The sequence below is a fragment of the Alphaproteobacteria bacterium genome, from assembly GCA_033344895.1.
Classification (GTDB): Bacteria; Pseudomonadota; Alphaproteobacteria; order UBA8366; family Aestuariispiraceae; genus Pacificispira.
In genome coordinates this window covers 2873884-2898536 of record JAWPMN010000001.1, presented here as the reverse complement: position 1 = coordinate 2898536, position 24653 = coordinate 2873884, and the positions used below count along the sequence as shown (strand labels likewise).

The 24653-nt window shown below is 61.6% G+C and carries 22 protein-coding genes; 8 read left to right on the top strand and 14 right to left on the bottom strand.

The features are described 5' to 3' along the window. Positions 1-20 precede the first annotated feature (20 nt). Positions 21-329 carry a DUF1244 domain-containing protein gene (locus tag R8L07_14095; GenBank protein MDW3206662.1) on the top strand — a complete coding sequence of 103 codons (309 nt, stop codon included), beginning with the start codon at positions 21-23 and terminating at the stop codon, positions 327-329. On the opposite strand, the gene R8L07_14090 is transcribed toward R8L07_14095, so the two are convergent. The 4 genes from R8L07_14090 to R8L07_14075 all read right to left on the bottom strand — a co-directional run bounded on the left by R8L07_14090 (position 326) and on the right by R8L07_14075 (position 4598). Beyond that, a complete protein-coding gene (locus tag R8L07_14090) occupies positions 326-1645 on the bottom strand; it encodes an MFS transporter (protein ID MDW3206661.1) in 1320 nt (439 codons plus the stop codon). The genes R8L07_14095 and R8L07_14090 overlap by 4 nt on opposite strands. Before the next feature lie 95 nt (positions 1646-1740). Further along, on the bottom strand, positions 1741-3186 hold the full coding sequence (locus R8L07_14085; protein MDW3206660.1) for an aldehyde dehydrogenase family protein: 1446 nt from the start codon (positions 3184-3186) through the stop codon (positions 1741-1743). Positions 3187-3317: 131 nt separating this feature from the next. Next, positions 3318-3887 (bottom strand): carboxymuconolactone decarboxylase family protein, encoded by a 570-nt coding sequence (locus R8L07_14080; GenBank protein MDW3206659.1) that lies wholly within the window; start codon positions 3885-3887, stop codon positions 3318-3320. Between the two features lie 129 nt (positions 3888-4016). After that, complete coding sequence (locus R8L07_14075) at positions 4017-4598, bottom strand: TetR/AcrR family transcriptional regulator (GenBank protein MDW3206658.1); 582 nt, start codon at positions 4596-4598, stop codon at positions 4017-4019. Between the two features lie 154 nt (positions 4599-4752). Between R8L07_14075 and R8L07_14070 the strand changes: the two genes are divergently transcribed. Beyond that, entirely contained in the window at positions 4753-6993 is a 2241-nt protein-coding gene (locus R8L07_14070; protein ID MDW3206657.1) for a xanthine dehydrogenase family protein molybdopterin-binding subunit, read from the top strand. Here R8L07_14070 and R8L07_14065 read toward each other — a convergent pair. Then, positions 6990-8093: a permease gene (locus R8L07_14065; GenBank protein ID MDW3206656.1), complete on the bottom strand. Its 1104-nt coding sequence runs from the start codon at positions 8091-8093 to the stop codon at positions 6990-6992. The two genes, R8L07_14070 and R8L07_14065, sit on opposite strands and share 4 nt — an antisense overlap. 17 nt (positions 8094-8110) lie before the next feature. After that, on the bottom strand, positions 8111-8446 hold the full coding sequence (locus R8L07_14060; GenBank protein MDW3206655.1) for a helix-turn-helix transcriptional regulator: 336 nt from the start codon (positions 8444-8446) through the stop codon (positions 8111-8113). A 151-nt stretch (positions 8447-8597) separates the two neighbouring features. Here R8L07_14060 and R8L07_14055 point away from each other — a divergent pair, with 151 nt between their 5' ends. The 3 genes from R8L07_14055 to R8L07_14045 are packed head-to-tail and all read left to right on the top strand — an operon-like array spanning position 8598 to position 10560. Continuing rightward, positions 8598-8843: a DUF1289 domain-containing protein gene (locus tag R8L07_14055; protein MDW3206654.1), complete on the top strand. Its 246-nt coding sequence runs from the start codon at positions 8598-8600 to the stop codon at positions 8841-8843. Continuing rightward, complete coding sequence (locus R8L07_14050) at positions 8840-9337, top strand: GNAT family N-acetyltransferase (GenBank protein MDW3206653.1); 498 nt, start codon at positions 8840-8842, stop codon at positions 9335-9337. Before R8L07_14055 ends, R8L07_14050 begins: the two co-directional genes overlap by 4 nt. Further along, on the top strand, positions 9334-10560 hold the full coding sequence (locus tag R8L07_14045; protein ID MDW3206652.1) for a crosslink repair DNA glycosylase YcaQ family protein: 1227 nt from the start codon (positions 9334-9336) through the stop codon (positions 10558-10560). The genes R8L07_14050 and R8L07_14045 overlap by 4 nt, the downstream gene beginning before the upstream one ends. Before the next feature lie 26 nt (positions 10561-10586). Here the strand turns inward: R8L07_14045 and proC are convergent, their stop codons facing one another. From proC to R8L07_14015, 6 genes are all read right to left on the bottom strand, one after another. Further along, entirely contained in the window at positions 10587-11411 is an 825-nt protein-coding gene (gene proC / locus R8L07_14040) for a pyrroline-5-carboxylate reductase (protein ID MDW3206651.1), read from the bottom strand. Between the two features lie 36 nt (positions 11412-11447). Next, on the bottom strand, positions 11448-11849 hold the full coding sequence (locus R8L07_14035; protein MDW3206650.1) for a hypothetical protein: 402 nt from the start codon (positions 11847-11849) through the stop codon (positions 11448-11450). A 150-nt stretch (positions 11850-11999) separates the two neighbouring features. Next, complete coding sequence (locus tag R8L07_14030) at positions 12000-12503, bottom strand: YbjN domain-containing protein (GenBank protein ID MDW3206649.1); 504 nt, start codon at positions 12501-12503, stop codon at positions 12000-12002. Positions 12504-12929: 426 nt separating this feature from the next. Continuing rightward, positions 12930-14144: a hypothetical protein gene (locus tag R8L07_14025; GenBank protein MDW3206648.1), complete on the bottom strand. Its 1215-nt coding sequence runs from the start codon at positions 14142-14144 to the stop codon at positions 12930-12932. 17 nt (positions 14145-14161) lie between these two features. Then, complete coding sequence (locus R8L07_14020) at positions 14162-14965, bottom strand: outer membrane lipoprotein-sorting protein (protein ID MDW3206647.1); 804 nt, start codon at positions 14963-14965, stop codon at positions 14162-14164. A gap of 4 nt (positions 14966-14969) precedes the next feature. Then, positions 14970-17312, bottom strand: a complete 2343-nt coding sequence (locus tag R8L07_14015) for an MMPL family transporter (GenBank protein ID MDW3206646.1) — start codon at positions 17310-17312, stop codon at positions 14970-14972. A gap of 282 nt (positions 17313-17594) precedes the next feature. On the opposite strand from R8L07_14015, the gene R8L07_14010 reads away from it, so the two are divergent. Together R8L07_14010 and R8L07_14005 are read left to right on the top strand one after the other, a co-directional pair. Then, entirely contained in the window at positions 17595-18242 is a 648-nt protein-coding gene (locus tag R8L07_14010) for a TetR/AcrR family transcriptional regulator (GenBank protein MDW3206645.1), read from the top strand. 26 nt (positions 18243-18268) lie between these two features. Further along, on the top strand, positions 18269-19237 hold the full coding sequence (locus R8L07_14005; protein MDW3206644.1) for a D-2-hydroxyacid dehydrogenase: 969 nt from the start codon (positions 18269-18271) through the stop codon (positions 19235-19237). A 44-nt stretch (positions 19238-19281) separates the two neighbouring features. Here the strand turns inward: R8L07_14005 and R8L07_14000 are convergent, their stop codons facing one another. Together R8L07_14000 and R8L07_13995 are read right to left on the bottom strand one after the other, a co-directional pair. Further along, on the bottom strand, positions 19282-21180 hold the full coding sequence (locus R8L07_14000; protein MDW3206643.1) for a propionyl-CoA synthetase: 1899 nt from the start codon (positions 21178-21180) through the stop codon (positions 19282-19284). Positions 21181-21358: 178 nt separating this feature from the next. Beyond that, entirely contained in the window at positions 21359-21934 is a 576-nt protein-coding gene (locus R8L07_13995) for a PDC sensor domain-containing protein (GenBank protein MDW3206642.1), read from the bottom strand. Positions 21935-22168: 234 nt separating this feature from the next. Here R8L07_13995 and R8L07_13990 point away from each other — a divergent pair, with 234 nt between their 5' ends. Next, positions 22169-24586: a methyl-accepting chemotaxis protein gene (locus tag R8L07_13990; protein ID MDW3206641.1), complete on the top strand. Its 2418-nt coding sequence runs from the start codon at positions 22169-22171 to the stop codon at positions 24584-24586. The last annotated feature ends 67 nt before the right edge of the window (positions 24587-24653 follow it).

Below are 24653 nucleotides of genomic sequence, written 5' to 3'. Positions count from 1 at the left end.
TTCCGATCAGGAGGACAGAAATGAGCGACAAAATCGACGACCAGACGCGGATCGAACTGGAAGCCGCCGCGTTTCGCCGCCTGCGCGACCACCTGCGCGAACGCACCGACGTGCAGAATATCGATCTGATGAATCTGAGCGGCTTCTGCCGAAACTGCCTGAGCCGTTGGTACGACGAGGCGGCCGCCGAACGCGGCATAGAGCTGGGCAAGGACGCCGCACGCGAAATCGTCTACGGCATGCCATTCGGGGAATGGAAGGCCAAATATCAGACGGAGGCCTCTCCGGAACAGAAGGCAGCCTTCGCAGACTCCCACAAGCAGGGCTAATCCTTCTGGACATCCCGCATGGTCAGGGCCGTCCCGGCCCCGACCAGCGCCAGGATCGACAGCGCGACAATCCCGACCTCCAGTCCGAAGGTCATGGTCGCGCCCGAAAACAATCCCAGCACCAGCAGCAGCACGCCGATGATGCTGTTGCTGAGCGCGACATACTCCGCCTTCTTGTCCTTACCGGCCAGGTCGACGATGTGTGTCTTGCGGCCAATCCGGACGCCCGAATGGGATACCCCCAGCAAGAACAGCAGAACGGCATAAAAGGCGACTGCCCCCTCCGCCGCCGGGCTCAAGGCCGCGACGCCCAGACCCGTGAGACCAAGCAGGCCGGCAAATCCGGCAGCGAGCGCCATGGTGTTTCGGCTGGATACATCGGACAATTGTCCCCAGAAGCTCGAACTCAGCGCGGCGGCCAGGCCTGATGCCAGGATCAGCCAACCCAGCCCGGTGAGGTCCTGACCGGTTTCCCGCTGCGCCATGGCGACAAATAATGGTCCCATGAGGGAGGTCGCGATCATGAAGGTGCGGGCCGCCAGGAAAAGCTGCAATTCCTTGTCGGAGCGGAGCGTGCTGATTTGATCGGCAATGACATCGCGAAGGGTCTGTCCGCCCTCGGTCGCGCCGGGCTGTTCCTTCAGCTGGGCATAGGTAAACGCGCCGGCCAGCCACGTCGCCGCGGCCGCGACCAGCAATCCGTAAAGCACCCAGTCCGGCCGCGCTTCCTCCGGCGCAAGTGCCAGGTAGAAGCCGACAAGACTGGCAACGACCCCCGAGGCGGTTCCGGCATATCCGCTGACCCGGCCACGCCGCGTCTTTGAGACCGTCTTGCCAAGCGTATCCTTGGCCGCAATGGAGGCAACGCCCCGCGCCAGGCTGAATGCGACCAGAAGGGCAAAGATCGTCCAGCCGGCCACGGCGCCTTCCATACCGGACAGACCAACCAGCGCCATGCCCAGAATACAGGCGCCCTCCACAACACTGGCAATCGCCCAGAAGTATTTCCGGATCGCAAAACGGCGCAGGATCCCGCCTACCAAGATCTGCGGCAGAAGAGCGAGCGATTCCCGGACCGGCACCAGGAAACCGATCAGAAAGACGGGCGCACCGACCGCGCCGATCAGCCAGGGCAGGACAACCTTTGCATCCGCCAGCGCGTCACCGGTCTTGCTGAACGCCTGCGCGACGACCTGCAGGACGAAATTGACCGGTTGATCGTTGCACTGGCTGTCTGGAATGTCCTTGCAGACACGTGCCTCATCGGCGCCGGTAGCCAGTTCGTAGAGACTTTCGCTCAGGTTCTTGTCGGACATAATCCCTCCCGGTGGGAAGGAAAATGTAGGGCGTCTGCCCAAAAGAAAAAGCGCGGAACCGAAGTTCCGCGCTTTTCCCGAACGATCAATTGCGATCAGGCATTCGGATCCCAGCCTGAAATCGCCTTCACTTCGAGGAACTCGAGCAGGCCCCAGGAACCGCCTTCGCGGCCGTTGCCCGACTGCTTGTAGCCGCCGAACGGGCTGCCTCCGGGGCGCGACGCCCCATTCATGATCACCATGCCGGCCCGCAGTTGACGGGCAACTTTCTGGGCCCGTGCCTGGCTGCCGGACTGGACGTAGGACGTCAGACCGTAGACCGTGTCATTGGCGATCCGGATCGCCTCTTCCTCGTCATCGAACGGCAGCATGGACAGAACCGGGCCGAAAATCTCTTCACGGGCGATGGTCATGTCGTTCGTGACATCGGCGAAGACCGTAGGCCGTACGAAGTAACCGCGGTTCACGCCTTCCGGGCGGCCGACACCGCCGGCGACCAGACGGGCGCCTTCGTCGATACCGGCCTGAATCAGCCCCTGGATCTTCTCGAACTGGGCTGCGCTGACGACAGGACCGATATGGCGACCTTCTTCCGACGGCTCCCCGACCTTGGTGGCTTCGGCCGTCTCGCGGGCAATTTCCACGGCGTCGTCATACACCGAACGCTCGACCAGCATGCGGGTCGGCGCGTTGCAGGACTGTCCCGAATTGTAGAAAACACCGATGGAACCGCCCTTGACCGCCTTGCGGATATCCGCATCGGCAAAGATGATGTTCGGGCCCTTGCCGCCCAGTTCCAGCGACACGCGTTTGACCGTGTCGGCCGCCGCCTTGGTCACGGCGATCCCGGCACGGGTCGACCCGGTCAGCGACATGATGTCGATATCCGGATGAGTGCTCATCGCCTCACCGACATTCGGGCCGTCGCCGTTCACCAGATTGAACACGCCTTTCGGAATGCCGGCCTCATCGACGAATTCGGCAAACAGCATTGAAGACAGGGGCGCGATTTCCGACGGCTTCAGGACCATGGTGCAGCCCGCGGCCAACGCTGCGCCGACTTTCAGCGTGACCTGGTTCATCGGCCAGTTCCACGGCGTGATCAGCCCGGCAACGCCGATCGGTTCATGAACGATGTATTCACCCGGGGCATCGTCACGCAGCGGATGTTCCCAGGCGAAGCTGTCCATGACCTGAATGAAGGCGCGAAGATGGCCCGTGCCGGACGCGGCCTGTGCATTGCGCGCCATGGCGATCGGCGCGCCCATTTCCTTGGAAATCGCTTGCGCCATTTCCTCCGCACGGCGTTCATAGACCTCGACCAGCTTCACCAGATACGCGCGCCGTTCCGCTGGGGTCGTCCGGCCCCAGGTTTCAAAGGCCTTCTTGGCGGCGGCAACGGCGCGGTCGACATCGGCCTTAGAGCCCAGGGATATGGTCGCGCAGGCTTCTTCCGTCGCCGGATTGATGACGTCGAGCGTCCTGGGGGCGGACGGGGCCGTCCACGCGCCGTCGATGTAAAAGTCGGTCAATGCGGGCATGTTCTGTCTCCCTTGGAACTGGGTGCGGAATCTCGGTCGCGGACTGTATCAGAGGCCTTCCCGAAGAAAAGCCGAAACGGACCGGCATTGCGCCGGTCCGTTCACAAGGCCTTTGACGATGTGGCGGTCGCCTATTCGGCAGCACGCTGCCGCGGCGGAACCCATCTCATCGCAGACAATTGGTCGTTCAGCGGCACGTCCGCCATGGCATCCACATAGTTGGTCATGACCTTGACTGCCACCCCCAACACGACTTCATAGGCCTGTTGACGGGTATACCCGGCATCAAAGAAGTCCTGCAGCGCCTTTTCACCGACCTGCCCACGGTTCACCGTGACCGCCGTCGCAAAGGCATGCAAGGCCTCCAGCTTGGGATTGTTCAGCGCCTCGCCCTCACGAACATGTTCGATCTCCGCTTCGTCGAGTCCTGCCTTCTTGGCACCGCCGCTGTGGGCCGCGACGCAGAAGTGGCATTCGTTCTCGCGGCTGATTGCCAGAAGCACCAGTTGGCGCTCGGCCGGTGACAGGGACGACTTGTCGTAAATACCGGACAGCGTCAGGTAGCCTTCCAGGGTTGCCGGCGCTTCGGCCATCGCACCCAGAATGTTCGGCAGAAAGCCAAACTTCGCCTGCACGTTCTCGAGCAATGGCTTGGAGCCTTCCGGGGCACTGCCGATGGAATGGATGACACTATCGCTCATGCTTGAAACTCCTTGTCGATTGAACCCGGACGGCCAACCGCCGTCCGATGCCTCGGTCAGGGAGGTGGTGATTGTGGAACGATTGTTCCAATACAAAATGCCGCCTGGGCGTTCACAGTCGTGTGAGAGTTATTCGAAGGCGGCGTCGACGGCCTGATCGCAGATCTGCTTCAGCATGCGAGGGTCGGAATTGATCTTCGAAATGACTTGTAGCCCTTGCATGGTCGCCATGAGATGGCGGGCTTTAGCACGGGCATCCACATCATCCGGCAATTCACCGAAGGATTGTGCCCGTCGCAACAGGCGGTCCAGCGCGTTCTCGATTCGCGCCAGCGCCCGACGAGCGTGGTCCAGGACCTCCGGATCGCGACTGCCGAATTCCGTGGCGGTGTTAGTGATCATGCATCCCGCATGGCGCCCGTCACAGGATCGCGTCACAAGACGTTCGAAAAGCGATTCCAGGGCCGGTCGCGCGCTGCCCGGCGTCGTGGCGGCATCCAGGTTGGCCACGGTACTGGCCGCGACATAGCGTTCGAACGCTTTGAGGAAGATCTGCTTCTTGTCCCCGAAAGTACCGTACAGACTGGCGCGGTTCACACCCGTGCTGTTGACGATATCGTCGATCGACGTGGCGTCGTAGCCATGCTGCCAAAAAGTGCGCATGGCACGGTCCAGTACTTCATCCGGATCGAAAGCTCTGACGCGACCCATTGTTCAGACTCCTCTTTCACCCTTCCAATATAGATTTCTGGAATGGGCATTCAATTTCTTTGCCAGGGCCGCTTCGGGCCATCGGTCGCTATTCCGGTTTGTCGCCCGGGTTGCACATTGCTAAACCGGACCGACGCGAAAACGGGAGTGTGACATGAGCGACTGGTCCGGCAAATCGATTCCGCGCCTTGAGGATACAAGACTGCTGACCGGCAAAGGCCGCTTTGTCGAAGACTTGCGCCTGCCGGACATGCTGCATGCCGTCGTTTTCCGGTCTCCGGTCGCGCATGGCCGTATCACGGAGCTGGATGTCGCCGACGCAGCCGAAATTCCGGGCGTCGTCGGCATTCTGACTGCTGCCGACCTGGACCGACTGGGCTGCAAGCCGATGCCGTGCAAGGCCGCCCATGCCGGCAGCGACGGCACGCCCTTCCGCGCCCCCGTCCGCGACCTGCTGGCGCGGGACACGGTCCGTTTCGTCGGTGACCCGATCGCCTTCATCGTCGCAGAGTCGGAATCCGCCGCCCACGACGCGATGGAAGCAATTCTGGCGGATTTCAATGAACTGCCCGCCGTCACCGATCCGGTCCACTCAACCGACACCGCCGTTGTCTGGGAGGAGGGCGATGCTGATGTGGTCGAAGCCGCCTTTGCCGCAGCAAACCAGATCGTCGAGATCAGCCAGCGCAGCGACCGGGTTTCCGTCGCGCCGATCGAGACACGGTCCGCCCTGGGGCAATACAAGGACGGCGGCTACACCCTGTTCACCCAGACGCAGGGCGTACATTTCATGCGCGACATGATGGCCGCGACGCTTGGCGTCGACCCTGCCGCCGTCCGCGTGGTGACCGGCGATGTCGGTGGCAGTTTCGGCATCAAGCTGATGAATTATCCCGAACAGTCACTGGTGCTTGCCGCGTCCAAGGCATTCGGGCGCCCCGTACGCTGGGTCGAAAGCCGGTCCGAGGCGTTCCTGTCCGACGCCTATGGACGGGGCCAGGCCGGGAAGGCTTCTATTGCAATCGACGCCGACGGCCGGATCACCGCATTGAAGGTCGACACGATCGGTGACATGGGCGCCTATGCGTCTGCGCTGGGTGTCGGTGTACTGACCAAGGGATTCACCAAGACACTGGGTCATGTCTATGACATCCCGGCCCTGCATGTGCGGGTCTCGGCCGTCTATACGAATGCCGCCCCGACCGATGCCTACCGCGGCGCCGGGAAGCCGGAGGCGCAGTATCTGGTCGAACGCCTGATTGAGAAGGCAGGGCGGGAAACCGGGCTGGGGCCGCTTGAGTTCAGGCGCCGCAATCTGGTGCCTGAAGCCAAGATGCCCTATCAGGCCGCCAATGGCTTCATTTACGATTCCGCCCGCTTCGAAGCGGTCATGGATGCCGGTGCGGACGCGGCCGATTGGCAAGGCTTCGAGGCCCGGCGGGCGGAAAGCGAATCCAGGGGATTGAAGCGCGGTATCGGGATCGGCCTATACCTGCACCTGACCGGCGGCAGCGCATCCGAACGCAGCGAAGTGCTGCTGCAACAGGATGGCAGTGTCCTTGTCCTGACCGGGGTCCAGGCATCCGGCCAGGGGCACGAGACCGCGTTTGCGCAATTGCTGGCCGACAAGCTGGAAATTCCGATGGACCGCATTCGCGTTGTCGAGGGCGATACCGCGGAAATCAAGACCGGCGGCGGGACCGGCGGATCGTCTTCTCTGCCGATTGCAGGCGTGACGATCATGAAGGCAGCCGATGTCATGCTGGACAATGCTCGCGCACTGGCCGCCGAGCGGCTGGAAACCGCCGAGGTGGACCTGGAGTACGGCGCGGGTGGTTTCACGGTCGTCGGCACGGACCGCCGCGTCACCCTGACGGAAATTGCCGCCGACCTGCCGGAGGAACGCGAGAATCTTTGCGGTGGCACCGCCGAAAGCGATCACGAAATCCAGACTGTCCCGCATGGTGCCTATATCGTGGAAGTCGAGGTCGATCCGGATACCGGTTTCGTGAAACTCGACCGGTTCACAGCGGTCGACGATCTCGGCCGTCGGGTCAATCCGATGATTGCCGAAGGTCAGATTCATGGCGGCCTGGCGCAGGCAATCGGTCAGGCCTTGTACGAGCGCACCGCATTCGATCCGGATACCGGTCAGTTGCTCAGCGGGTCTTTCATGGATTACCAGCTGCCCCGCGCCGGGGATGTGCCGTTTTTCGATCTGCATTCGGCCGACACGCCGACGGAGATCAACATTCTGGGCATGAAAGGCGCCGGTGAAATCGCCAGCATTGGTGGCCCGGCCGCAGTCGTAAATGCCGTCGCAGACGCAATCGGGCGCCAGGACATCGACATGCCGCTGACGCCCGAACGGGTCTGGAACTACCTGAACGCCTAGATCATGAAGTAGACCGAAAAGGCGAAGCCGGCGGCAACGGAACCGATGGCCGCTATGGCGAGGTACATCAGGAAAACCGGCATCTTCACCAATGCTTTGACGGCGACCGCGGCCGGGATGCAGGTGACGCCGCCCGCGACCATGAAGGCCAGCGCGGCCCCGGGTTGCAGGCCCACTTCCATCAGGCCGCGGACCAGCGGGATCGCAGCGTATCCGTTGAGATAAGCGGGAACCCCGACCGCCGCCGCGGCGGGAACAGCGAACGGGCCAAGTTCTGACAGGCCGCCCGCAATCCGCTCCATCGGAACCCAGGCGATCATCATCGCCTCGATCAGGAAGGCAAGGCTCAGCCACTTGACCAGAAACCAGCCCATCGTCCCGGTCTCCTCGACGAACTGAATGCGACGATTGCCTTCCGTCCAGAACGCCCAACGCGGCGTCTCATCCTTGGCGGGGCCGCAGCCCTGACCGGTCGCGACCGGTGACGGCTTGGTGCCACAGCAGGATTTCCCGCCCACACCGTCGCGCAGAACGTCGCAGAGCATGCCCATGTGCTGCATTGCCATGACCGTGCCTCCGCCGAGCAATCCCAGCCCGATGGCAGCAAGCGTCTTCGCAATCGCCATTTCCGCCCCAAGCACGCCCCAGGTCAGGACCAGCATTTCCGGATCGATCACCGGTGAGGCGAGCCAGAAGGCCATGACCGGTGCCAGCGGCACCCCGGCAGCCAGCAGCGCCGCGATCAACGGCACCACCCCGCAGGAGCAGAACGGCGACAAGGCTCCAAAGACGGCCGCCGTCAGGACCGCGCTTTCCTGTCGCCCGGACAGGGCGCGGGCAATCAGGGCATCCGCACCCGTCGCCTTAACGTAGGCGGCGATCAGAATACTTGCGGCAATGAAGGGCCCGGTTTCCGCGAGGCTGTTGCCGGTCGCACCGAGGAGCGCCGTCGCATCATCCGTCGCCAGCAGAAAGACCGCAGCGATTAGAGCAGCGAACGCCCAGACAACCCGGTCCCTCGGCAGGGATCGAAGCCAGGAAACGATACTTCCAGAAACATCGAAATAGTTGGGCGAAGTACCTTGGGCGTGATCCGTCATCGTCGCTCTCCAAAGCGTCAGGCGCTTATCTTGTGGGCGCTGTGGGGTTGTGTGGGGGCGATGCCGCTGTCGGCACAGCATTCTTCCGTCAGGAATCCGAGAACCTTGTTCATCGTCCTGTAATTCGCAACGCAGGTATGAGTGGTCCCTTCCCGCCGCCGCAAAACCATTCCGACCATCTCCAGATGCTTCAGATGATGGGACAGCGTCGAAGCCGGAACCGACAGGGCGGCCTGAATTCGGCCGACACTCTGTCCCTCTTCACCCGCACGGACCAGAAGGCGGTAGATCGCCAACCGTGTGGGGTTTCCAAGGGCCTCCAAGCAGGCCGCAGTCTGTTCCAGTTCACTCATGCCCTAAAACTACGGCGATCTCAGATCGATGTCAACGGTATTTCTAGAATCATCGAAATATAGGCAATCACCGCCCTTGCTGGTGAATCGACTTGAATTCCCGCGACAGCCCGATTAGCTGGACAGGGTCAAACAAAACTGGAACGAATTCGTGGCAGCCCTGCCCAACATCCCCTCCCCCTGCATCGGTATCTGCGCATTGGATCCTGCGACAGGCCGATGCTCCGGCTGCATGCGCACGACGGGAGAAATCGCGGAATGGGGCGGTGCAACCAACGAGCGCCGTTACGAAATTGTCCAGGCGCTGCGCGCGCGGCGCATTGCCGCCGGACGGGTGTCGGAAAGCGACCTGCGCCCGAGGCGCCGACGCCGCGGCGGGGCGGCGACGGAAACGTGATCGATTCAACGGCCATTCGGTTCGCCGCCTACCGGGTGGAAGACGCCGAAGCGGTGCGACGGTTGCACGAGACCGCTTGGTCCGGGCTCGCCGGCCCCTTCCACACACCGGACCAGATACGCGCGCATATTCTTCTGATTCGCGACCCGGGTTACGCAGGGACCCTCGCCGCCAACAATCTCCTTCTTGCATGGCATGAGGACGGGCGTCTGCTGGGAAGCGCCGGCTGGTGTGACGTGCCGGATTCGTCCCATGCCGCCCGAATTCGGAAGGTCTTCGTCCATCCGGACACAGCCGGAGCCGGACTGGGCCGGCGGTTGGTGCAAAGGGTGGAACAGGCCGCCCGCGCAGCCGGCCGCCGGCACCTGACTGTCCGATCCAACGCCAATGCGGAAGGGTTCTATGCGGCCCTGGGATACAGTCCGGTTTCACGCGGCGTCATGCCCGCGCCCGGGGCCGACCTGCCTGTCATCTTCATGGAGAAGTCCGCATGACGGCCCTGCCGACCATCACCGCCGAGCAGGGCCGTCACCTGATTCTGGGGCTTCAGGGCCTGGGTGAATCGCACCGCCGGCCAATGAATGACGACACCCTGATGGATCTGATCTGTCGGCTGGGTTTCGTTCAGATCGACAGTATCAACATGCTGGAACGCGCCCATCACATGATCCTGTCCAGCCGCGCCACCGGCTACCGGCCGCTTCAGTTGAAGCGTCTGGTGGAGCGGAAGCGGCAGCTTTTTGAAAACTGGACCCATGATGCATCGGTCATCCCGTCGGCATTCTATCCGTACTGGATGCGGCGCTTCGAAAACCGCCGAAGACTGTTGTCGGATCGCTATACCCGTTGGCACGGCCCGGATTTCCTGAACGAAACCGCACAGGTCCTGAGCCATATCGAGGCAAACGGTCCGGTGCTTTCCCGCGAACTCTCGCCAGACGAGCGCAAGGGACCCGGAGCCTGGTGGAACTGGCACCCCTCCAAAACGGCCCTGGAATATCTTTGGCGGATTGGAGAACTGGCGATCTGCCGCCGGGAGGGTTTCCAGAAGGTCTATGACCTCACCCATCGTGTGATTCCGGCACCGCATCGCGAGGCGCCCGTGGACCATGACGAACTTGTCGACTGGGCATGCCGGGAGGCGCTTCATCGGCTTGGATTCGGGACCGCAGGCGAAATCGCGGGCTATTGGGACCTGATCACGACGGACGATGCCAAACGCTGGTGCGACCGGCATCTCGGTGAGGGAGTGGAGCCAGTCTGCGTCGAACAGATCGACGGACGGAAGCGCACATTGTTCGGGCGGATGGACCTCGTCGCCGCCGTGCGCTCCACCGGCGCGCCGCCACCCGGTTTGCGCATCCTCAACCCGTTCGACCCGGTCCTGCGCGACCGTAAACGTCTGAAAGGCCTGTTCGGATTCGACTACCGGATCGAGGTCTTCGTGCCTGCCGAGAAGCGGACATTCGGCTATTATGTCTTCCCCATTCTCGAGGGAGACAGAATGGTCGGCCGCATCGACATGAAGGCGGATCGAAACGCGGACGCGCTGCAGATCACCGCCCTGTGGCCCGAACCGGGAATCCGTTTCGGCAAGGGGCGCATGAAAAAGCTGGAATCCGAACTGGACCGCCAGCGGAAATTTGGAAACCTGTCCGGCATCCGTTATGAGGACGGCTGGCTGCGCGACCCGATTGTCCTGAATCAGGCCCTGTAGCCAAGCCCGGCAGCAGGGCCCGTCCGTTAGCTGCCCAGTTCCCTGGACCGGCGCGTGGCGGCAGCAATCGCCTCCACCATGAGGTCCGGCAGGCCGTCGCCTTCCCGCATCAGCACTTTCAGCGCTTCCAGGGTCGTCCCGCCCGGGCTGGTCACATTCTCGCGCAGTTTCGACGGCTGTTCTTCGCTGGACAGGGCCAGTTGTCCCGCCCCGGCAACGGTCACGAGAGCGAGCCGATCCGCCAGATCCTGCGGCAGCCCGGCGGCAGCACCGGCCTTCGCCATGCATTCGATCAAAAGGAAGGTGTAGGCCGGTCCGCCCCCGCTGAGCGCGGTCACCGCATCAATCAGGCGTTCGTCGTCAACGCTCGCCGCCTCCCCGACGGCACGCAGCAACCGTTCGGCCAGCGCAACCTGATCCGCACTGACATTCCCGTTCGGGCAAGCAACCGTGATCCCCTGGCCAATGGCGGCGGGCGTGTTCGGCATCGCACGTACGATGGCAGCGTCCGCCCCCAGATGCGTCTCGAAGTATCCGATGGTCTTCCCGGCCGCAATGGACACAAACAGGCTCGACGACCCGGAGAAGCGTTTGTAATCGGCCAGTAATGCATCCATCTGCTGCGGCTTCACCGCCAGAACGATGACCTCCGGATCAAGATCGTCCGGCACCTCGTCCGCGCCCGCCACGACGGTGACGCCATCACGCCCCTTGAACGGTCCGCCCCCCATGGGATCGACGACATAGACACCGCCTCCGGCGATACCGGATTCGAGCCAGCCGCTCAGCATTGCGCCGCCCATCTTGCCGCATCCGATCAGAATGAGGGGTCTCGTCAGGGTCTGCGTCATGGGATACTCCTTTGGACTTCGATGTCGGGGGGTCGGTCACCCGGCCGTGCCGAACAGATTTTCAATTTCGACGACGATCGCCCCCTGTCGCTCCGCAATGTCCATGGCCCTTGCGACCAATTCCTCGGAGAACCCCAACTGTTCTGTCACCTGGGACAGGACGCTCGATTCGCTGGGGTGGAAGTTGTCGTCGATGAACGCCATGATGGCGAGTGCAAGCAACAGTACAAGTCGGGAATGGCGGTCATCGAATTCAGATACGTCGATCGGGCCGAAAACGTCCTGTGTCGGTGCATCCACACCCGGTCCAAGCTCGTTTCGAAGAATCTGGTAGAGCGCATCCTCTTCCACGCGCACCTTGGCATCGGCGATCATCATGCGCTTCGCCAGCGCCAGAAGCGCGATCTTTTGCCTGAGGCTCAGCTTCTCAAAGAACATCCGCCCACTCCCCGATCAGATGGTGGGGTTCTTTCGCCATAGGTGGCATCCGATGTCAATTTGGAAGCGCCCCATCGGAACGCAAAATCCCCCGCGCCCTGAAACGCGGGGGATCAGGAAAGAAGATCCGCCTGAGACAGGCGCGACCGGTCAGGCTTCTCCCTGACAGTCCAGCAGTGCTGCCTGCACGGCTTCCTCGGGCTGATACCCGCCCCAGAGCAGGAACTGGAATGCCGGATAGAAGCGCTCGCACTCGGCCAGGGCGATATCCATCAGATCTTCCAGCTGCTCAACGGAGAAACCCGCCATTCCGCGCGTCGGGATCGTGTGGCGATAGGTCGGGGAACCGCTTTCCGAACACAGATCGAAATGGCCCATCCACATCTTTTCATTGATCAGCGCCAGCAGTTCCGCCACGCCACGGCGGCGATCGCTGGGAATCTTCAGATCGAACGTGCAGGTGTAGTAGAATGCATGCATGTCTTCCCGCCACACGAACAGCAGACGGTAGTCGCACCAGCCGCCGGTCGTCTCGACGATCAATTCCTCGTCGTCAGACCGTTCGAAAGGCCATTCATTGGCCTGGAACATGGCTTCGAGGATATCGAGCGGATTCGCGAGCTGTGCGGTATGGTCGACCTGCAAACTGGTCATGGGTCTTCTCCCCTTCGATGGTGCGGAAGGGATGGCCCGCCGCCCCGAAATCTCCATGCCGGCCGCAAAGAGCCCGGGACCCGGCGGATCCTCCGCCGTCGGTGCCGTGACGATCACCGCTCTAGGCCTCTCTCCATGCCTATCCAGATGTCGTGTTAGCCGCGATATCTGGTGGATCGGTCCGTATCACCGCACTAGGTTTAGACTGCCATAGGGGATTCACGGGCGCAAAGACTTTTTCGAAGAAAGTTTTGTTGCCGCCGACGGGGCCAAGCTGTGGCGAGTCGCGGTTCTGAAAAACCCAAATTTTCGGAACACCAGAAGATTCTCCACCCGTACGCTCAGCCGGTCGAATGGCGGTGGGAGTCGGAAGGGAAAAGGGCGGCCGGGGGCGTCGGCACCCCCGGCCGCGATCAAGGCCGCGGATCAGAAGTACCAGTTCAGGCGCAGGGTAACCTGCCCGTCGTCTTCCAGGGACGCCGAGGGGGAATTTGTATCGGCGTTGAGGAAGAAACGGCCTTCGAGTTCGGCCTTGAGGGAATCGCCGATGCGCCGTTCGGCCTCGGCGAAGAAAAGCATCTCGCCATTGCGCGTATCGGTGACGAGGCCAACCAGGCCTTCAGTCGACTGTACGTCGTTCAGGGCAAGACGCATTCCGGTGAAAACATCGCGGTCGAACAGGGTCGCCGGCGCGCCGGAATCCCGGCCATCCCAGAGATACTCGGCCAGCAGACCGAGATCCGCATCGCTGTCCGCAATGCCGTAGAGCGTGTATTCGAAACCGCCGACCATGGCGTAAAACGAATCGCTGGTTCGAAATCCACTGTGGCGGATACCTTCAAATTTCCACAGCCAGGCATCGGCTGTGTACTGCAGGTCGATCCCGGTCTGGTCGATCTGGTCATAGACCGGAGCCACCGCTGCACCGTCCTGCGTCGAGACCGGAATGAATCGCGGCTCACGGCTGGTACCGTGGAAATGGCTGGCACCAACATCCCAGTTGCCGAAGTAGTGGGCGTAGCGCGCGGCAAAGTCGACATGGCGCCGACCCTGACTGCTTTCATACTGCGTCTGGTCCTCATCGACCGGCAGGGCCCCGCGCAGCCGTGCCGAATCGCCGGGAAAGGTTCGCTCCCGGAACCCCGGAAGCACAAACAGCCCGACAGTGCCCCAATCCTGCAGGAGGTTCAGGTTGACCATCGGCTGGCCCAGCTTGTCCTCGCCGTCGATATCCTCGACGCCGTCATTCTGGTTGATGACGTCGACCAGGTGCCGTGACTCCGCAACGCCCCAGAAGACCTTCCCCAAGCCGGCGATCACATCCCAGGTCTCGCCTTCGTAGTACAGGTTGGCTTCCCGAAGGTCCCAATGCGTCCGTTCGTCCGGATCGGCCGCATCATAGCGCAGAAAGGGAATCACCGTCAGGCGCAGGGCATCACCACCCTCCCACCGGAATTCCGGTTCCACCGCAATCGACGGTCCGAAATGCCGGTCGTCCTGATCGGCGAATTTTGGATCTTCAGGGAAGTACCGCAGTTCAGCGGAGACGGAGCCCGAAAGCTCCGCCTCCTGCGCGCCTGCCCAACCTGCCGGCATCCCGAGCGCGATCGCCGCGCCCAGGCCCAATATTGTGCGTCGCATACCCGTCCCCGCGCGTCTCACCGGATGTTGTCGAGGCGCGACTTGTTGAAGTTTCGCTCCGACACGCCCGTCCGGAATTCATAATCCTGGAAGACCAGGATGGTCTCCTTGCCGGTCTGATGGTTGGTCATATGCAGATTGTGGGCGCGCCAGTACTGATCGAGATATTCCTTCCAGTCGCTGGATTCGAGCGTCTTCAGGAGCGAATCCTTCCGGTCGTAGAACTCGACCTTGAGAATTCGATACTCGGCCTGGTCAATGTAGGCGATCTGTCGGGTGTACCCGGAATCCTCGTACAGCGGATAGCGCTCGACCATGAAGCAGGTCATGTCCCCGCATTCGGTATCGCCGAGATACTTGTAATCGTACTTCCCGACTTCGAAGCTGGTCAGATCCTCATAGGCGAATTCACTGCCGACGAAGGGTCCGGACTTGTTTGACGAACTGATCCGCTTCACCCGTTTCAGGGCCGGCAGATAGAGCCATTGGTCATCCGGCTCCAGAATCTTGGTAAAGCTCAGGAATGCCGTGCCCTCGATATCCCCCGGATTCAGGAAATAGGTGAGGCTCTTGTCACCCTCTTCCGGATTCGGGACCTCCAGGGTCTCGACCCAGAGTTCCCGGGTCGAGGTTTCCCCCTCGGCGTTCCTCAGCAGCATCTGCATCGCGACCCTGCTGTCTTCAAATCCGATATCCCGGGCATCGACTTCTACGGCAATTTCATGGCCGCGTTCCTCCGGCGTCGCCGCAAAGGCGATGCCGGCGGCGGTCGGGGTCAGAAGGGCTGCGACCGTGGCGGATAAAAGCGACTGTCTGATCATGAGTTTACTCCGCAGCTTGCGTGGTGGGTTGAGTGGCGTTCATCGACGCATCGCGTGACCGTTTGCGGCCACGATCCAAGGTGAGCAGTACCGCCGGCAGCAACAGGAAGTCCGCGATCAGGGCCATGGCGAGTGTGATGGCCGTCAGCATGCCCAGCGACGAGTTGATCTGGAACGCGCTGAAAGACAGGACCCCGAAACCGGCGATCAGGATCGCACTGGTGACCCAGAGCGCCGTCCCGACGGTAGAGAAGGCGTAGCGGACGGCGTCTTCGGCACTGGCGCCCTTCTCGATTCTGGCCCGGCGATACTTCGACAGGAAATGCACCGTCGCATCGACGATGATGCCAAGACTGGTTGCCGTGACGATTGACGACGCCATGCCGATCTCACCGACGAGAATCGCCCAGACACCGAAAGCCATGACAGGCGGGATCAGGTTGGGCACCAGACTGATCAGGCCCAGGCGAATACTGCGCAGGGCCAGCGTCAGGGTGGCCGAGATCAGCAGGAACGCCAGGAACGTTCCGGTCAGCATGCCTTCGATGTTGCGCTCGGCGATATAGGCGAACATCACGAACGGGCCCGAGGCCTCGGTCGCCTCCCCGGTCGGCAGGTTTGCCGCCAGATAGGCCTTGGCCTCGCGGTCCAGCGCCTGCAGCTCGTTCGTGGTGATGTTCTCCAGCGTCGCCACGATACGCGTCGACGATTTGTCGACATTGATCTGGTTGTTCAGATCCAGACCATAGGGCAGCGACATCTCGAACAGCAGCAGATACTGCGCCGCTAGATTGCGCTCATCCGGCAATCGGTACTCAGCCGGATCATCGGCATGCATGTTCTTGTTCAGGCGCTTGAAGATATCGGTAACCGTCTGGACATGAACCACTTCCGGTCGGGCGCGAAGCCAGTCCGCGAACCCGTCCGTCGACTTCAGGAAACCGGGATCGCTGACGGCACCGGACCCGCCGGCCGGCAACGACCATTGCGCCTGATAGATGCCGGACAGGTTATCCATGGCGAAATCCGTGTCCTGACGGAATTCCAGGGATTCATCGAAATAGTTCACGAACTGGTCGTTCAGTTCGATCCGCGGGATCATGACCCCCAGGACAACGACGGTCGCGGTCGTACCGACCAGCAGTCGCGTCCGGTGGGCAATGACCCATTCCGCGAAACGGTCCATCGCCGTGCGGGCCCCTTCCGGCGACGGCTTCACCCGGATCGGCAGGATCGCCATCAGCGCCGGCAGGAACAGGATCGAGTAGATCCAGGCGGCCGTGACGCCCATCGCGGTGATGTTGCCGAGGTCACGGAAAGGCGGCGCATCCGAGAAATTGAGCGACAGGAAGCCGATGACCGTCGTCAGGCTGGTCAGAAAGACCGGCTGGAAGTTGATGCGCAAGCTCTCGCGAATGGCGTCATACTTGCTGTCGCCGGCCCGCATCCGTCCGATCATCGTGATCAGGATGTGGATCGAATCCGCGATTGCGATCGTCAGGATGATCGTCGGCGCGCTGACCGAAGGCGGCGTCAGGCCAATGCCCAGCCAGCCGGCCAGCCCCATGGCGGTTACCGCCGACAGGGCAATGACCAGCAGGGTGGAAATCGTGCCCGTAACCGACCGCAGCAAAACCGCCATGACCAGTAACAGCGACGCGTACATCAACGGCACCAGCAGCGACATGTCCGCCTGACTTGCCTCGGTAAAGGCGTTGTTCAGCGCGACGGAGCCGGTGATGGCGAGACGGGCATCCGGATGATTGCCGCGAAACTCCTCCGCCAGAATTCGGGCGTATTCCATCGCCTCCGGCACTTCCATTTCGCTCTGCAGCGGCAGGTTCACCGTCACGGATACCGCGGCGGTTCTGGAATCCGGCGACACAATGCGGTCCAGCAGCAATGGTTCGCTCAGCGCCGTTCGCTCGATTCGGTCAAGGTCGGCCCTGTCGAGCGGCGATGCATCCGGAACGAGATCTTCGACGATCAAATCATCCTGCCCAGAGGCATAGCTGTTTTGAAAATTCGTCAGGCTGTCGACCCGGGTGGAATACGGAATCTGCCAGGACTTTTCCGTCAGGTCCCGCATGCCGGACAACAGTTCGGGCGTGAAGACCGTCCCTGTTTCCGGCTGGATGACGAACATGATGACGTCTTCCCGGACATAGGTCCGCTGCAGGGATTCAAAGGCCTGGAGCTGAGGATTGTCTTCACTGAAGAAGACCCGGTAATTGGTGGAAAACTCGAGATTTCTGCCGCCGGCCGCTGCGCCGAACGCTGCCACGAGGGACAGCAGAACGATCGCCCAACGCCAGCGCAGAACGAATTCCGAGAAGCGCGCAAGCATGTTCTTTTCCTTACCTTCCAAGTCACGGCGCAGGGGGCGCCAAGGATGTAAACTGCACGGTTTCGTTTATATAAACTACACGGACGAGTTTACTTTTCAATAAGAAATTTCCTATACTCTTGACCGCATATCAGCGCCGCCTAGCTGTGACGGGGGCGGCCGATCGTAGAGGGCCGCATTGAGTAATCTGATAAACCTCTTACTGTTCCCCCTGCGGGAGCGCGGTGAGACAAACGGAGTGATACGCCTGTGGAAGGCCAAGCCCTGACCGACGAAAAGCCGATGACGAGGTCCGAGGAAAAGCGGGCACAGATCATCGATGCCGCCTCGCATCTGTTCATGAAGTTCGGCTATCGCAGCGTCAGCATGGATGCCATCGCCGCCGACGCGAATGTGTCGAAGCGAACCGTCTACGGTCACTTTTCGGACAAGGCCTCGCTGTTCATCGCGGTGATGAACCGGCATTGCGCGATTATCGGCGGACAACGCGTACTGGACGATCGCGATGACGGCTGCGTCGAGTTGAACGAGGATATCGCGGCCGGCATGGACGATCGGTCACCCAGGCCGGTTCTGACGGCATTCTGCATCCGGTTTCTGCGGATTCTGATGTCGAAGGACGGTGTCCGGTTGTTCCGGGTCGTCCTGTCCGAAGCCGAACGTTTCCCCGAACTGGCCCAGAGTTTCCACGAGGACGGACCTAAGCCGCTGATCCGCCGCCTTCGTACCTATCTGCAGGAGCAGCACGACAAAGGCATCCTCGACATTCGGGACACGGAACGCGCCGCCTGGCGCCTGATCGCCATGATCAAGGAGCCCTGGCACATGCGATTGAGCCTTGGAGTCGGCGATGTCCCGTCGGACGAGGAAATCGAACGTCATGTAGACGACACGATCGCCTTTTTCCTCAAGGCATACGCGCCGGACTAAGTCCCTCCCCCGGATTGAGGCTAACCATGTCATCGGACCACAGAGTGCTCGTGATCACGAGCGTGCCGGATCAGATTGCCCCGCCCCTGCGGCAGCGTTTTCCCGATATGGCCATCCATGTCGAAGACGACCCGGACAAGGTTCCCGGCGTTCTCGAGCGCTTCCAGCCGACCGTCATCTTTGCCATTGCCGGGGAGCCGTATCCGAAGAACCGGTTTCCGGAACTTCTCACCTTTCCGTCAGTTCGATGGTTGTCGAATGGCGGCGCGGGCGTCGACCATATCGGGAAATGGGACCCCGCCGCAAAGACGGTAACGAATGCCGCCGGAGTCAATGCGCCCTTCCTCGCCCAGTTCACCATCGCCGCGCATATGTCCGCCAATATCGGCATGCCGCGCTATGCCAAACAACAGAGAGCGAAACACTGGGAACGCCATGAATGGCCACCGCTGACCGACCGCAAGTTCTGTGTCGTCGGCCTGGGCAGCATCGGTCGTCTGGTGGCACAGCACGCGAAGTATTTCGGGATGCATACAGTCGGCACACGCGGCACTGCCCGGCCGACCGACCATGTCGACACCGTCTATGGCTCGACAGACCTCCTGACGGCTCTGGACGGCGCGGATTTCGTCTCGGTCCATTGTGCGTCGACGCCGGAGACTGCCGGGATCATCAATGACGCCGCTTTCGACGCCATGGCGGACGGCGTCATATTCCTCAACGCCTCACGCGGCGCCGTCGTCGATGAAGATGCCCTGTTGCGCGCCCTGAACCGCGGCAAGATCGGTACGGCCATTCTGGACGTTTTCCGAACCGAACCTCTGCCGCAGGACAGCCCGCTCTGGGACCATGAGAACGTTATCGTCACCCCCCATATGGCCGACAGCATCAGCGGCTGGGAGGTCAATCTCACCCGCGCCTTCGGCGACAATCTGGAACGCTGGATCGCGGGCGCGCCATTGGAAAGCCTGGTAGACCCCGCCCGGGGCTACTGACACGACGGGGTGTCACCCCGAAAGTCCCGCAAATTCGCCCGAGACTACCTCTTAGGATAGCCGATCGCCTGCAGGCTTTCGGCAATCTCGTCCAGGATGGCGGGATCGTCGATGGTCGCCGGCGTCTTGTATTCCTTGCCGTCGGCGATGGACGCCATCGTGCCGCGCAGAATCTTGCCGGACCGGGTTTTCGGTAATCGCTTGACCACAGTTGCGTTCTTGAAGGCCGCGACCGGCCCGATCTGATCGCGGACCAGCTTGACCACATCCTTCACGATCTCGTCCTCACCGCGGTCGACCCCGGCCTTCAGCACCAGGAAGCCCAGCGGCAACTGGCCCTTCAACTGGTCCTCCGCCCCGATCACCGCGCATTCCGCGACATCGGGATGCGAGGCAAGGACCTCTTCCATCGCACCCGTCGAGAGGCGATGCCCGGCAACATTGATCACATCGTCGATACGCGACATGACATAGAGATACCCATCCTCGTCCATATAGCCTGCGTCACCGGTCTTGTAGTAGCCGGGATAGTCCGCCAGATAGCTGTCGATGAACCGCTGATCCGCGTTCCACAGCGTCGGCAGGCAACTCGGCGGCATCGGCAGTTTGACGCAGATCGCCCCCATCTCCCCGCGCGGGACCTCGTTCAGCTTGTCGTCGATGACCCGGATGTCGTAGCCCGGAACCGCACGGGTCGGTGACCCCGGTTTGACCGGCAACGGTTCGATCCCCATGCAGTTCGAGGCCATCGGCCAGCCGGTCTCCGTCTGCCACCAATGATCGATAACCGGAACCTTCAGCTTCTCCTGCGCCCAGGCCAGTGTGTCCGGGTCGCAGCGCTCCCCGGCCAGAAACAGGGCGCGGAACTTAGACAGATCGTATTCTCCGATCAGCGCGCCGCGAGGATCTTCCTTCTTGATCGCGCGGAAGGCGGTCGGGGCGGTGAACAACGTCGTCACGCCATGCTCCGCGATCACGCGCCAGAACGTCCCGGCATCCGGTGTGCCAACGGGCTTCCCCTCGAATAGGACGGTCGTGCAGCCCTGTAGCAACGGCGCGTAGACGATGTAGGAATGCCCCACGACCCATCCGACATCCGACGCCGCCCAGAAGATTTCCCCCGGATCGACGTCATAGATGTTCTTCATCGACCACTTCAGGGCAACCATGTGCCCGCCATTGTCGCGCACGACGCCTTTCGGCTGACCCGTCGTGCCGGATGTATACAGGATGTAGAGCGGATCGGTGGCCTTGACCGGCACGCATGCCGCCGGGGCCGCCCCCTCCAGAGCGGACTTCCAGTCGTGATCACGGCCGTCCTTCAGGTCCCATCGGGCTTCTTCGCGCTGGGTCACGACGATGCTTTCGACAATGCCCGGCGCCAGATCGAGGGCGCCTTCCACCAGCGGCTGATAGGGAATTATGCGTCCCGGCTCTATCCCGCAGGACGCTGTCAGAATCGCCCGCGGGCGCGCGTCCTTGATCCGGGTCGCCAACTCGTTCGACGCAAAGCCGCCAAAGACGACCGAATGAACGGCCCCGATCCGCGCGCAGGCCAGCATCGCAACCGCGGCCTGCGGAATCATCGGCATGTAGATGATGACCCGGTCGCCCTTCTCGATGCCCAGCGACTTCAGCACCCCGGCACAGCGCGCGACCTTGTCCCTCAGGTCGGAATAGGTGATGCGCTTCTGCCGCCCGGTGATCGGGCTGTCATAGATGATCGCGTCCTGATCGCCACGTCCTCCGTCGGCATGGCGGTCGACGGCATTGTAACAGGTGTTGCATTCCGCACCGGGGAACCAGCTGTAAAAATGCGGCGCACGGCTGTCGTCCAGCACCTTTTCCCAGGGCTTGATCCACTCAAGCTCAGCCGCCGCATCGGTCCAGAAACCGTCGCGATCCTCGATGCTGCGCCGATAGATTTCGTCGAGTTTTCCCATGTCGCGTTTCCCCCTGAGACTCAGGATCATCTTTTGTTTTGAGCGATTTTCCGGATATCACGATAATGAACAAGAGGCGAATTGGCACAGAAAACTATCCGCCGAAACCAAAACACCGGCCCCGAGAGCCGGAGCCGGTGTTTCGTTTCCTTGTGGAACGCTGTTGTGCGTTTTCGACCTAGCCGCCGAGCAGTTCCACATTGATGCCGATCGTGACGGCGCCGATCGGGGCGCCGGACGCATCCGTGATGGTCCTGCTGACCTGGCTGATGAAGCTTTCCGACGAATCGTCGAACTCCACCTCGTCGATCAGCTGACCGTCGGGACCGACCCCGAATGTCTGCTGGAACTTGGCCTCGTCGCCTTGCCAGTAGTCACTTGTCGGATCACTCTGGCCGACATTCAGCCCCTTGTTGTCCATCACGAAAACCTCGGCGATCAGACCGTTGCTTTCGTCCTTTTTCTGCTTCAGCCAAGCGGACAGATCGTTTGCCAGGACCTCCGATATCATCGGGCCGGATCCCGCATCCTTTTCAGCGCGCCATTTCTGATCCAGCGCTTCGATATCAGCGTCGGACAATCCGGCATGTTTCTCATTCTGCGCCTCCACAGCCGAGGTTACGACCGAGTCCTGAATCCAGGTAGCGTTCTCAATATACTTCGACAACTGAGGTTTAAAGTCATTGGCTGCCGCAGGGGCGACGCTCGCCGCAAGAAACAGGACAACCGCGCACGTTACATGGCTTACACGCATATTTCCTCCTCCCACGCCCCACGCTTCAAGGCGCGGAACGTTTGCATGATTCTATGTATTCACGATTACGCATTGTTTCATGTCCCGGTCTATTCGCCGGATGTTGTCTACACGTACCTAGACATGTGTTAACAATTAATTATGAAGTTGAAGCTTATGTTGCCGATCAAGAAAGGTCGTCCGCAAAAACGGACAGCAAGATCTCCGGCAGGACTTGAACGGGACGGAAACGGAATGAAACTCGACGATATCAGGATTTCGTGGAAACTGGGCGCCGGTTTCTGCTTTATGGCGGTGTTGATTCTGGCGGTGGGGTTCGTCGGTTACCGTGGCTTGAGTGCGATGAACGAAGGCACGCAGGTCGTTGAAACCAGCAGCGCGGTCTCCAATGCCCTTGCCCGTGCGCAGATCAACACGGAACGGTTTGGCCGAACTGTGGACCCCGCGGATGCCGATACTGCACTGGCCGATATCGAAGCAACCCGAACGGCAATCTCAAGCCTGGAGGGCCGACTGGACGCCGAAGCAGAGGCGGTCCGGCTCGCCGCGCTGGAAGCGGTCGACAGCTTTGAAGCCAACCTAAACTTCTACACCGACTTGCGCCTGACCCAAGTTCAGACAATCGAGGAACTGGACAAGGATCTGCAAACTGTCCTGAAGGCTGCCACGACAGTCGCTAGCGGCCAGGAAATGCAGCTCACATGGGCAAAATCCGCCGCAGAGACCGCTGCCAAGGAACAGGAAGCCGCTTTCGCGGTCGTCGATGTAACGAATTCCCTCAAGGACCTCGCCCGCCGGGCGGGTGTTGAAGCCGCCATCTTCCGATATACCGGCCGAGAGGGCGCGTCGAACGCGGTGAATGACCTTGTGAAGGAAATCTTCGTCGACTCGGTGACTCTCAAAAATACGCTCGCGGGCACCTCGCTGGAGGAGGACGCCAACCGGATATCGAAACTGGCCCAGGATTACCGCAAGGCATTCGCCAAGGCGGTGAAAAATCCGAACAGCCTGACCGCCGGGGTTACCGCAGACGCTCTTCTGGCGGATTTCATCACCGCCGTGTCCAAGATCGCGGACAAGCAACGCGAAGTCTTCGATGCCGCCTCCGAAAAAGTGAAGACAACCTCTGCGGAACTGACGATGCGTCAGGCGATTGAGCGTGAGGCCACGCGCCTGACCCTGGTTTTCCGTCAGCTTGCGACACTGAAGGCATCCTTTGGTCAACTGACGACCCGTGAAGCATTCGAGAAGAACCTCCAGGAGACCGAGAAGCTGATCGGCGCGATGAAGAAATCCGCGCAGACACTTTCGGAACTGACCCCCGACGATGTACTGAGAAAGACGTCCCAGACGATGATTCAGTCAGCCGACCGCTATCTCGCCAAGTATGGAGAGATGGTGGCCCGCGCAAATGACGGGCTCGCTGCGGAGGAAACGATGCGGGCCGCCGCCCAGGATCTGAGTGCGTCCAGCGAACAATTGACCCTTGTCGGTTCGAGTGTCCTGGACAGTGTTCGGCAGGACAGTCTGGCCTTCATCGGTGTCGGTGTCGCGGCAGCCGTGCTGCTGGCCGCCGGCATGGGCGTCATGACGAACTTCACCGTGGTTCGTCCGATCACCCGCCTGTCGGACAGCATGAACACCCTGGCCGAGGGCGACAATTCGGTCGACGTGCCGGGGACCGGACGCGGTGACGAGATCGGCGCGATGGCGAAGACTGTGGAGGTCTTCAAGGAGAACGGGCTCGAAAAAGAACGTCTGCAGAAGGAGCAGCAACGCCTGGAGGCGAAGGCCGAGGAAGAGAAGCGCCGCGCCACCGAAGAGCTCGCCAAGACCTTCGAGCAGTCGGTCATGGGCGTGCTGTCCCAGGTCGGCACCGCAACGAAGGAAATGCGCGAGGCAGTTTCCTCGATGCTGGCCAGTGCGTCCGAGACGTCGACGTCCACGGACAGCGCGGCCCAGGCTTCGGCCCAGGCCAGTAACAACGTGCAGGCCGTCGCCGCGGCTGCGGAGCAATTGTCCGCAACCGTGTCCGAAGTCACCCGCCAGATCGCGACCTGCGTTCAGGTTGCTACCGAAGCGCAGACCTCGGCACAGGAAACCGACAACGCGATCCAGGAACTGGCCGGTTCCGCCGAACGTATCGGCGAGGCGGTCCGGTTGATTTCCGAGGTCGCGGAACAGACGAATCTGCTGGCGCTCAACGCCACGATCGAGGCGGCGCGCGCCGGAGAGGCCGGTAAGGGCTTTGCCGTCGTCGCCAACGAGGTCAAGGCCCTGGCAAGCCAGACCGGCAAGGCCACGGACGAAATCGCCAATCTGGTTCGCGAAATTCAGGGCAGTACCGACGATGCGGTTGGCCGGATCAAACGCATTGCCGAAACCGCAGCCAAGGTAAATGAGGTGATTTCCACCGTCGCCGCGGCCATGGAGGAACAGGGCGCGGCTACATCCGAAATTGCCCGCAATGCCGAAGGCGCCGCTGACGGTACCTCCCAGGTGGTCGGCAATATCGACTCCGTCCGGGAACAGGCAAATTCCACCGGCGCCCTGGCGCGCCAGCTCATGGACGAAGTCGAAGGGCTGGACACCGGCGCGGGACGGCTGTCCGAAGCGGTCGACGGGTTCCTCGGAAAACTACGGGCCGCTTGACCAAACTCCCTTAGCTGACGAACGGCCGTCCCTATCCGGGGCGGCCGTTCGCATTTCACCATCCGGC

What these genes read in the sequence shown, in the direction of transcription:
- R8L07_14095 (MDW3206662.1), top strand. Translation starts at nt 21, where the DNA reads ATGAGCGACAAAATCGACGACCAGACGCGGATCGAACTGGAAGCCGCC.
- R8L07_14090 (MDW3206661.1), bottom strand. Translation starts at nt 1,645, where the DNA reads ATGTCCGACAAGAACCTGAGCGAAAGTCTCTACGAACTGGCTACCGGC.
- R8L07_14085 (MDW3206660.1), bottom strand. Translation starts at nt 3,186, where the DNA reads ATGCCCGCATTGACCGACTTTTACATCGACGGCGCGTGGACGGCCCCG.
- R8L07_14080 (MDW3206659.1), bottom strand. Translation starts at nt 3,887, where the DNA reads ATGAGCGATAGTGTCATCCATTCCATCGGCAGTGCCCCGGAAGGCTCC.
- R8L07_14075 (MDW3206658.1), bottom strand. Translation starts at nt 4,598, where the DNA reads ATGGGTCGCGTCAGAGCTTTCGATCCGGATGAAGTACTGGACCGTGCC.
- R8L07_14070 (MDW3206657.1), top strand. Translation starts at nt 4,753, where the DNA reads ATGAGCGACTGGTCCGGCAAATCGATTCCGCGCCTTGAGGATACAAGA.
- R8L07_14065 (MDW3206656.1), bottom strand. Translation starts at nt 8,093, where the DNA reads ATGACGGATCACGCCCAAGGTACTTCGCCCAACTATTTCGATGTTTCT.
- R8L07_14060 (MDW3206655.1), bottom strand. Translation starts at nt 8,446, where the DNA reads ATGAGTGAACTGGAACAGACTGCGGCCTGCTTGGAGGCCCTTGGAAAC.
- R8L07_14045 (MDW3206652.1), top strand. Translation starts at nt 9,334, where the DNA reads ATGACGGCCCTGCCGACCATCACCGCCGAGCAGGGCCGTCACCTGATT.
- proC (MDW3206651.1), bottom strand. Translation starts at nt 11,411, where the DNA reads ATGACGCAGACCCTGACGAGACCCCTCATTCTGATCGGATGCGGCAAG.
- R8L07_14035 (MDW3206650.1), bottom strand. Translation starts at nt 11,849, where the DNA reads ATGTTCTTTGAGAAGCTGAGCCTCAGGCAAAAGATCGCGCTTCTGGCG.
- R8L07_14030 (MDW3206649.1), bottom strand. Translation starts at nt 12,503, where the DNA reads ATGACCAGTTTGCAGGTCGACCATACCGCACAGCTCGCGAATCCGCTC.
- R8L07_14025 (MDW3206648.1), bottom strand. Translation starts at nt 14,144, where the DNA reads ATGCGACGCACAATATTGGGCCTGGGCGCGGCGATCGCGCTCGGGATG.
- R8L07_14020 (MDW3206647.1), bottom strand. Translation starts at nt 14,965, where the DNA reads ATGATCAGACAGTCGCTTTTATCCGCCACGGTCGCAGCCCTTCTGACC.
- R8L07_14015 (MDW3206646.1), bottom strand. Translation starts at nt 17,312, where the DNA reads ATGCTTGCGCGCTTCTCGGAATTCGTTCTGCGCTGGCGTTGGGCGATC.
- R8L07_14010 (MDW3206645.1), top strand. Translation starts at nt 17,595, where the DNA reads ATGACGAGGTCCGAGGAAAAGCGGGCACAGATCATCGATGCCGCCTCG.
- R8L07_14005 (MDW3206644.1), top strand. Translation starts at nt 18,269, where the DNA reads ATGTCATCGGACCACAGAGTGCTCGTGATCACGAGCGTGCCGGATCAG.
- R8L07_14000 (MDW3206643.1), bottom strand. Translation starts at nt 21,180, where the DNA reads ATGGGAAAACTCGACGAAATCTATCGGCGCAGCATCGAGGATCGCGAC.
- R8L07_13995 (MDW3206642.1), bottom strand. Translation starts at nt 21,934, where the DNA reads ATGCGTGTAAGCCATGTAACGTGCGCGGTTGTCCTGTTTCTTGCGGCG.
- R8L07_13990 (MDW3206641.1), top strand. Translation starts at nt 22,169, where the DNA reads ATGAAACTCGACGATATCAGGATTTCGTGGAAACTGGGCGCCGGTTTC.